We start from the raw sequence: 8,013 nt of genomic DNA on the forward strand, positions 1-8,013 counted from the left end.
TTTTCATCGTTCGGTGCTGCACTGATAGAGCCCGATTCCCAAGGCCAGAACTGTCGGCGCGACGGCTGACCAGATTCAGGAAGCCTACGTCATGCCATCGAGCATGGGTGTATCCGCGTGAAGTGGTCAAGGAGGTGCTGCGGCTCAATGCGGCGGCGGTCATTCAAGCGCACAACCACCTGAGCAGGAATCCTGAGTTGGACAGTGCCGACATATTGCTGAACCAGCGAATCAAGAAAGCGCCCGACAGTTGGCGTTCGCACAGCACTGGATCACATCTTCGTGGCTGGGGCAGCAACTGTGTCGTTTGCCGAACGAGGCTTGCTGTGAGCTGGCTTCGACTGCTTTTCTCCAACCTCAAGCTCCTGCTGCGAAGAGTTGTTCTTCACATCATTAAGAGGACTCGTATCTTGTACGGTTTTGTCATTTTTAGGATTTGATTCTTGCTTTTTGGATGGAGCAATTTCAACAGTTACGCCATCTTTCGGCAGGGGGCTAGATTTTAAAATCGATTGATCAACAATGGCGGCAGATGATGGTTGCGCACTTTCATTTTCATCGCCAACTCCAACAGATTTATTGCCTGGGTGAAAAAATGGAGCAACAACAAACAGAGCGATAAAAATAAATGAGGCAGCAATCATTCCCTTAATGGTGATTTTTGCTGTTTTCTTGTACAAACGAATGGCATCCAAAACTGGATGCAATGCCAGCTCTCGATAGTCTGAGCGGGTTAGCGCTATATGAATATTCTTATGCCAACGTCTCATGTTGAGCAGCTCATTTACCAATGACTTAGAGCTAACATGACGTTGAATAATTATGCTAGCCCATGTAATGGCCAATAAAACAAAGCAGAATATTATCCCGGCAACTGCCCAGGTGTTTTTCTGAGAGGACAGCAATGTCAGGCGCACGCCTAGCCCCGTTGCCAATGCTGCGAGACCTATCACAAAACCCGTAGAAAGTCGATGAACACGATCCACGATACGCGAAACATCTTCTCCAACCGCCTTCCTAAGGTCGGCCATAGCTTTTACTGTTTCTGCTGACTTTGATCTCACATAGGCGCGATGATCAAGCCGAGCCCCATCAAGCGCTTCCTGCAGAGATTCGGGTAATACGGTTAGCCACTCCAAGTTCCCATTGGATTGAGAGTCCCTGACAATCGCAGAAAGACGCCGCACAAGAACTTCATGCCGGGCTTCTGTGTCCTGCTTTACGAGTATCCAGTCGGCTGCCTGGCATATTTTTGCATAGGCGTTGTCATCCTGGCACTTTTCCCCAAGATAGAAAGTACGTTTTCTTGCGCCATTGAGAGATACCTTTATTGTATCTTCTTTCCACACATCTGAAACAAGTAGCGTTGCCAGATTTTTAGCTGCCAGCGCCTTCCATATATTCCACGGTTCACCACTGCCATCATCGCCTATTAATATCCAGCGATAAGGGTCTGCCGGAACAGTGGCGCCGGTCAAATCGCGCACTACACCTTTTCTGGGGTCGATTGCATCTGAATTGGGTTCCAAGGGTGGCAAGCCAGGTAATGGCTCGCCATCCCAAGAAAGGACAGAAAACCCCTTGGTCTTGAATCCAGTAAAAAAATTTAGTACCAATAGCTCGCTGGCTAAGGTCAATGCCTTGTCCTCCAAGGCCGCTGAAAATCCTGCTTGCGACGCAAAGAAAACCCTTCCGCCTACTGGCTTCTTGATTACAAGGGTGACATCCTCATTTGCAACAGCATCTATTGAGATCTCGGAAAACTCGCCATCACGGATGGAAATCGACCAAGCTTCCGATTTCTTTCCTGAGAAATCATCGAAGGCTCGCTTGAAATCGCCCGATTTTTCAGAAGAGACATGCCCGGAAATGTCGATTTGATCGATGGTTTCGCGGATGTTGACATGCTCTCCTAAAGCATCAATCAGGGATGCGAGGCATTTTTTCGAGTTCATCGTTCCGTTCCAAGCCGGTGGATCGTATGGTTATTTCAACGCCTCCATTTCCCTCTGTTTTTATCTCTACATTCTTGTTTTCTTCGTGCCCGGCGCTAAATAAGAGAGTTATCCCTTCATTTGTGACAACCCGCCGGTACTCAGCTGGTGGTGGAGTAGCCCCCTCAAATTTGAATGCTTCTGTGCTTATGTTCTTATTGGCGAGTTTGCTCTTGAAGGTTTTTAAAATTGCAGCCTCTGGAGCCACACCTTGCAATACGGCACCAAGAAACTCCTCTGGCTTTTCAAAGTCAAAACCTTCAAGCCTTGACATGGCTGCACGTACGAACCGCTTAGGCGCTTTCGCAACTTCGGGAGGAACCTCACTTTTGTGCGCCTTGATTGACTCGACTGCCGCATCTTCGAGGCGCTTGGTCAGCTCGACCGGCTCAAGCGCACGGCGTATATCCAGGAAATTGGCAAAATGCTGAGTGGCATCGCGATAGCGCCCGGACGAATGGTCAATTACCACGATTGATGATTGAAAGTCCCCGCCTGATTCGATATTTTCATTTTTATGAAATCGTATGACGGCAGATTTTTGCATGGCCTTACGATCCTTCGTAAATGTTTCGACAAGCGTCTGCAAATCAGGAACAGGGTTTCCATCCCCATCTAAGATCAGATTACCTTCTGCATCTTTAATGTAGGAATAAGATACGACCTGCTGATGCTCGTATTTGATGACGGCAACAAATCGAGTATCCCCTTCCGTTTTGAGGACAAAGAGCATCAGAACGCCGGGCGCAAGTCGTTTGTCCTGCTTTACTTTCTCTTTGAATCTAGCTGCCAGATCGTGCGAGGCTTTTATAAATCCATCTTTTGCTTTTTGGCTAGGCAAAGCTCGATAAAGGAGGCTTGGAATTCCTGCGCCAGGAAGAAACTCATAGGCGGCTCCACGAAGAGTCTCTTTAACTCGCTCAACGAAGAAATCCACGCATTGCGGTGGTTTAACTTCTGCTAAAAAAACGGGGGATTCCGACGCAGGATCGACAACGTGGAAGATCATTCGCTCAATGGTGAGACCTTCTGCTTCTTTTTCACTAAGAATGCTCATCGACACCCCGTCTTAATTTTTAAATTTAGAGTTAAATGATGTGTGGATTTTAATTTTTCCTCACACTACTTTTGTGTATTAGCAATATTTTGCGTCAAGGTAAACCAGATGATTTTTGGTCATCTACCCATACCAAACATGCAATTTATCAGAAATTCTTAACATTTGGAGACATCCTTGCGTCTCCGCTTCGCGGACCACGCTGCTTCAGGTTCGCTGTTCGCTCATCCCTAACGGGACTGGCATTCGCCAGCCTTCCGCATCCCTGACGCCTCCGGCCCGGCTTCCAGCTTCGGGCCTGCGCGCTTGCGCTTGCCGTGCGGTTCGGCACAGAGGGAGGGCCGTTGCCATGTCCAGCCGTCTTTCCTGACTCCATCACCTTGTCCGCGACTGTAGCCCGCGTCCGTGTGCCGTCAAGGCGCGCAGGGCCGTGTCCTCGGCTGCGCCTGCGGGCCGCACCAACCCTGCGCTTGTCTCCTTGACGGCCCCCGTCCACGGGCTCCCTTTCGTCGCGGGCGATGAACTCAGGAAAGACGGTGGCAACAGGGCCAACCGGGTTCCTCGTGCCGACCGCACCGAACAGCCGAAAGGCTGGGCTCCGAATCTAGGAATCCGGTGTGCGGTTTTCTTCAACAGCCTTTTTGTTCAGGAGAACGACATGCTTGCAACCCGTTTTGCCTCCCACTCCCCAGCACTGCGCAGCGACTACCCGCTGTCCGATGACCAGATTCGCAGGGTGGCCCCGTCCATCTTCGCGGATGCCCCGCACCAAAGCCGTTCCGAGCGGTACGCCTATATCCCCACGGCCGCCGTACTGACCGAGCTTCGCAAGGAGGGGTTTCAACCCTTCATGGTGACGCAGACCCGCGTGCGCGATGAAGGCAAGCGCGAGCACACGAAACACATGCTGCGCCTGCGCCACGCCAGCCAGATCAACGGCGCGGAGGCGAACGAAATCGTGCTGCTGAACTCGCACGACGGCACCAGCAGCTATCAGATGCTGGCCGGGATGTTCCGTTTCGTTTGCAGCAATGGCCTTGTCTGCGGCGACACCGTGGCGGACGTGCGCGTACCCCACAAAGGCGACGTGGCCGGTTCCGTCATCGAAGGCGCTTTCGAGGTGTTGAGCGGTTTCGAGCGCGTGAAGGAATCGCGCGACCTGATGCGCAGCATCACGTTGGACGATGGCGAATCCGACGTGTTCGCCCGTGCTGCGCTGGCGTTGAAGTACGACGACCCGGACAAGCCCGCGCCCATCACCGAATCGCAAATCCTGATGCCGCGCCGGTTCGATGACCGCCGCCCTGACCTGTGGAGCGTGTTCAACCGCACGCAGGAGAACTTGACCAAGGGCGGATTGCATGGCCGCAGCAGCAATGGACGCCGCCAGAGTACCCGCCCCGTGCAGGGCATTGATTCCGACATTCGCCTGAACCGCGCCCTGTGGCTGCTGGCCGATGGCATGCGCGCTCTCAAGGCTTGACCGTTCCCCCCCCGGAGGGGCCGTTTCCCCTCCATTCCCTTGTTTCACTCGATTGGAGATACATCATGAACGCTATCACCTACACCGAAGCCCACGCCGTCAACACCGCAGCCAGCAGCGCCGCGAACGTGCTGCAAGCCGCCGACCCGAGCAAGCACATGATCCTGGTGCCGCTGTCGCGGCTGGTGCTGCGCCCCACGGGCCGCAACGTGCGCAAGACCCCGCGCATGTCCATCCCTGAACTGGCCGCGAGCATCCAGCGCGTGGGCCTGCTGCAAAACCTCATCGTGATTGCATCCGCCGATGGCGAGCATTACGAAGTCGTGGCCGGTGGCCGTCGCCTCGCCGCGTTGAAGCTGCTGGCAAAAAAGCACCGCATCGCCAAGGATTGGGACGTGCCTTGCTTGCAGGTGGCCGATGGCACGGCCCGCACGGCCAGCCTGACCGAGAACGTGCAGCGCGAAGCCATGCACCCGGCAGACCAGTTCGAGGCATTCGCCGCGCTGGTGGCCGAAGGCCGACCCATCGAGGACATTGCGGCGGATTTCTCCGTTACGCCGCTGGTGGTGCAGCGCCGCTTGAAGCTGGCGAACGTCTCGCCCCGCCTCATGGCCGACTATCGCGCCGATGCCGTGAGCCTTGACCAGTTGATGGCCCTTGCCATCACCGACGACCACACCATGCAGGAAGCCGCGTTCTACGATGCCCCACAGTGGCAGCGGCATCCCTCGCACTTGCGCGAACGCCTGACCGAAAGGGAAATCGACGCTTACCGGCATCCGCTGGTGCGCTTCGTCGGACTGGACACCTACGAAGCCGCAGGCGGTGGCATCCGCCGTGACCTGTTCGCGGAAGGCGATGCGGGCGTGTACCTCAACGATGCCGCGCTGCTGGAACGGCTGGCGCAAGACAAGCTGGCAGGTATTGCCGCCGCTATCCGCGCCGAGGGTTGGGCGTGGGTGGATGCCACGCCGGGCGTGACCCATGCCGACCTGCACGCCTTCCAGCGTGCGCCGAGGGAACGGCGCGAGCCGAACAAGCGCGAAGCGCAGCGCATCGAAAAGCTGCAAGAGAAAATGCGGGCCATCGGTGAAGCCGTGGACGCCGCGATGGACGCCGACGACGAGGAAAAGGCCGATGCCTTGCAGGAGGAAGGCGAAACCCTGGGCGAGCAGTTGCAGGCGTTGGAAGATGGTTTGCAGGACTACGGCGCGAACGTGAAGGCCGCAGCCGGTGCCATCGTGACCATCGACCGCAACGGCGAGGCCGTGATTCATCGAGGGCTGCTGCGCGAGGCCGAAGCAAAGGCGCTGCGCACGCTGGAGAAGCTGCGCCAAGGCTTCAGCGACCCGGACACCGCGAACGATGACGAAGGCGAGGAAGACGAGCAGCCCAAGGCCGCAGCGATTTCCGACCGGCTGGCCCAGCGCCTGAGCGCTCACCGCACCGCTGCGCTGCAAATCGAGGTAGCCCGGCATCCGCAGGTGGCGCTGGCCGCTGTGGTGCATGGCATGGTGCAGACCGTCTTGCAGGAAAGCCGCTACGGTCGCAGCCGTGATTCTCTGCCGCTGGGCGTGGGCCTGAAAGTGCAAGATCGGCTGGAAGGCATGGCCCCGGACTGGCCGGAATCGCTCGCCGCTGTGGCGCTGCGCGAACTGCAACAGGCGGCGGGCGAAGCCTTGCCGGAGGACAGCGCCGAACTGTTCGCTGCGCTGCTGGCGAAGCCGCAAGACGAACTGGTACGGCTGCTAGCCGTGTGCGTGGCTTCCACGGTGGACGTGGTGACGCCTCGCGCCGTGCCGCACCAGCCCGGCGAGGAACTGGCGCAGGCCGCGGGCCTCGACATGGCCGCATGGTGGCAGCCGACCGCAGAGGGCTACTTCAAGCACGTTTCCAAGGCCATGACTCTGGATGCGGTGGGCGAGTACGCGCCGCAGCACGTAACCCGGCTGGCGAAGCTCAAGAAGGCTGACATTGCCAGCGAGGCCGAGCGGCTGGTGAACGGTACGGGCTGGATGCCCGCCATCTTCAAGGCCGAAGGCCCGCAGCAGGCAGTGAAGGAAAGCGCGCAGGAGGCAGGACCGGAGCAGGACGCGCCGGAGGATGCCGAGTCAATGGCGGATGAGCCCGCCGAGGCGCTGGCCGCTTGACCCTGCATCACAGGTAAGCGCCCCGGTTCCGACCGGGGCGCATTGCTGGAAGGAGACTCCCTATGACCCGTACCACCACCAGCCGCCCGCGCATGGCGGCGATCTACGCCCCCAGCACGGTGCGCGCCCGCAGCTGGCACGGCGAGGGCGATGTGCGCGGCTACCGCCCGCCCTCGGGCTGGACGGCCCGCGCAGACCTCACCGACATTCATCCCATCACGGGCCGCGCTTTGGCGCGCGCCGTGTGGTGGATCATCGAGACGAAGGAATAACCGCGTTCAGCACCGCGCCCAGGTCGTTCCGTCCTGGGCGCGGTGAAACGCAAAATCCGGGCGCGGCAGTGGCCGCGCCCGGTGAGGATGCTTCATGGCGCGATCAAGACTCTGACCTTGAGTTCGTCCTGCTCTGCATTCAGGTCGTTTTCGATTCCGCGCGGGTTATGGATTCGGCCATCCGGGTCATATACGAAGCAGAAAAGCGTGCGGCAGTTTGGGTGCCTCTTGTATTTCGCAATATCTACGATGAGTTGCTCGCCCAACTCTCTGGCACCGAGTCCTGGCCGTGATTTCTTAATCTCCACCACGGCTTCAATCTCGGGAAGCAAGAAGTCCATTCTGGACGCGCCGCCAGCGTAGCTGGGCGTCCATTCTTCCGGTCGCACATCGTCGAAGGGGATTCTCAAGAGCGCGTGGAACAGATCCTGCACGTCGTATTCATCACCGATGTCCAGAGTCGGTCGGTCTTGACGCCGAACACGTAGTTGCTTTGCGACCTGATGAAAGCGCTCTCCTATCCGATAGAGCGCTTCGACCCTTTCGGGTGCTGTGACTTTCCCCGGAGAAAGTTGGGCGCTTCTAAGGCAGGCAGGACTTCTCCTTACCCGTGCAAGCATGGCGTTGACTACTCCTCTGACATTTTCCACGCCCCGGTATGACGGCGTGCCGATATAGGTATTGGTGCTGTCGTTGAAGTAGTCTGCGACGATCTTCGCATGATGCAATCCGTCAACGACTTCATCCCGAAAAAGGTCGATGAGTTCGACCCCGATTTCCCTATACCTGCCTTCATCTCCTTGGGCCATATAGATGCCACTGTGAGACTTGGTAAATCGCCCAAGCATTGCGCTCAGGGCGGCTGAATACCGCTCCAATGTGTCGATGAACTCATCTTGGGTCATATGAATCTGGTTCTGAGAGGTGTAAGCAGGGTAGAGCGTAGCTTGTTTATAGTGGGAAGTAGGTGATATGGGCCTGTGCGTGTAGGCGCGATGCGCCACCGGGCTTTCGGGCTGCGCCCCGTGCCGACTTCGCCGTCACGGCCATTCGGCTT

Annotated in this window: 6 protein-coding genes and 1 pseudogene; 4 read left to right on the top strand and 3 right to left on the bottom strand. The window is 57.2% G+C overall.

Features of this window, described 5'->3' with window-relative positions; genetic code table 11:
- Positions 1–101: 101 nt before the first annotated feature.
- Positions 102–330 (top strand): annotated as a pseudogene (locus tag A985_RS27335) (JAB domain-containing protein); the annotation flags it as partial.
- Here A985_RS27335 and A985_RS27340 read toward each other — a convergent pair.
- Complete coding sequence (locus tag A985_RS27340; protein WP_076472153.1) at positions 273–1,955, bottom strand: hypothetical protein; 1,683 nt, start codon at positions 1,953–1,955, stop codon at positions 273–275. The pseudogene A985_RS27335 and the gene A985_RS27340 sit on opposite strands and share 58 nt — an antisense overlap.
- A complete protein-coding gene (locus tag A985_RS27345; protein WP_076472149.1) occupies positions 1,921–3,051 on the bottom strand; it encodes a nucleoid-associated protein in 1,131 nt (376 codons plus the stop codon). The genes A985_RS27340 and A985_RS27345 overlap by 35 nt, the downstream gene beginning before the upstream one ends.
- Before the next feature lie 658 nt (positions 3,052–3,709).
- On the opposite strand from A985_RS27345, the gene A985_RS0103585 reads away from it, so the two are divergent.
- The 3 genes from A985_RS0103585 to A985_RS0103595 all read left to right on the top strand — a co-directional run bounded on the left by A985_RS0103585 (position 3,710) and on the right by A985_RS0103595 (position 6,956).
- Positions 3,710–4,534 (top strand): DUF932 domain-containing protein, encoded by an 825-nt coding sequence (locus A985_RS0103585; RefSeq protein WP_017232042.1) that lies wholly within the window; start codon positions 3,710–3,712, stop codon positions 4,532–4,534.
- 65 nt (positions 4,535–4,599) lie between these two features.
- Positions 4,600–6,684: a ParB/RepB/Spo0J family partition protein gene (locus tag A985_RS0103590; protein WP_017232043.1), complete on the top strand. Its 2,085-nt coding sequence runs from the start codon at positions 4,600–4,602 to the stop codon at positions 6,682–6,684.
- A 62-nt stretch (positions 6,685–6,746) separates the two neighbouring features.
- The gene (locus A985_RS0103595) at positions 6,747–6,956 is read left to right on the top strand and encodes a hypothetical protein (RefSeq protein WP_017232044.1); all 210 of its coding nucleotides are present in this window, start codon (positions 6,747–6,749) and stop codon (positions 6,954–6,956) included.
- A 92-nt stretch (positions 6,957–7,048) separates the two neighbouring features.
- On the opposite strand, the gene A985_RS28410 is transcribed toward A985_RS0103595, so the two are convergent.
- Positions 7,049–7,861, bottom strand: a complete 813-nt coding sequence (locus A985_RS28410) for a hypothetical protein (protein WP_021027211.1) — start codon at positions 7,859–7,861, stop codon at positions 7,049–7,051.
- Between the last annotated feature and the right edge of the window lie 152 nt (positions 7,862–8,013).

This window comes from Pandoraea sp. B-6, from assembly GCF_000282835.1.
GTDB classification, from domain to species: Bacteria; Pseudomonadota; Gammaproteobacteria; order Burkholderiales; family Burkholderiaceae; genus Pandoraea; species Pandoraea cepalis.